Raw genomic sequence first — 518 nt, 5'->3', positions numbered from 1 at the left:
GGTAACCCTAGGGGAACCTGGGGTTGGATCACCTCCTTACCTTAATGATGACGAAGTTGTTGAGTGTTCACACAGATTGCCTTGATTCAAAGTAGTTAGAGCAAAGACCTGGTGCAGTGATGCATCAGCTTCTGTTGTCCAGCCTTCGGGATGGATGAGAGAAAACCTCTTCTGCCGGATAACGGGATGTGAATAGCAGTTTACTGCTACCTGTTGTCTCAGTGCGCAAGCACTGCAAAGCAGACTCGGGGTCCCCTTCGTCTAGAGGCCTAGGACACCGCCCTTTCACGGCGGTAACAGGGGTTCGAATCCCCTAGGGGACGCCACTTCTCTTCTTGCTAACAAGAATGCAGAGTTAAGAACTGATTCTTAACTCTGTTTTCTTCGGCCTTGCGCCGTTGCAAACATGCTCTTTAACAATCTGGAAAGCTGATTTAAAAAGTAGTTCTCAAACATTTGTTACAAGTGCTTTGGAAACTTCTTGGCGAAAACCAAATTTTATTTGGTCCTTGTTGTAC

At 46.7% G+C, this 518-nt stretch carries 1 tRNA gene; it reads left to right on the top strand.

The window, feature by feature from the left end:
- Nucleotides 1–250 precede the first annotated feature (250 nt).
- Nucleotides 251–326: transfer RNA gene (locus J9892_RS22640), tRNA-Glu, on the top strand.
- Nucleotides 327–518 lie beyond the last annotated feature (192 nt).

Origin of the sequence: Aeromonas sp. Prich7-2 (genome assembly GCF_017939255.1) — a bacterium.
Lineage (GTDB): Bacteria > Pseudomonadota > Gammaproteobacteria > Enterobacterales > Aeromonadaceae > Aeromonas > Aeromonas caviae.
The sequence above is the reverse complement of the archived record's forward strand: the minus strand, read 5'-3'. Positions and strand labels throughout refer to the sequence as shown.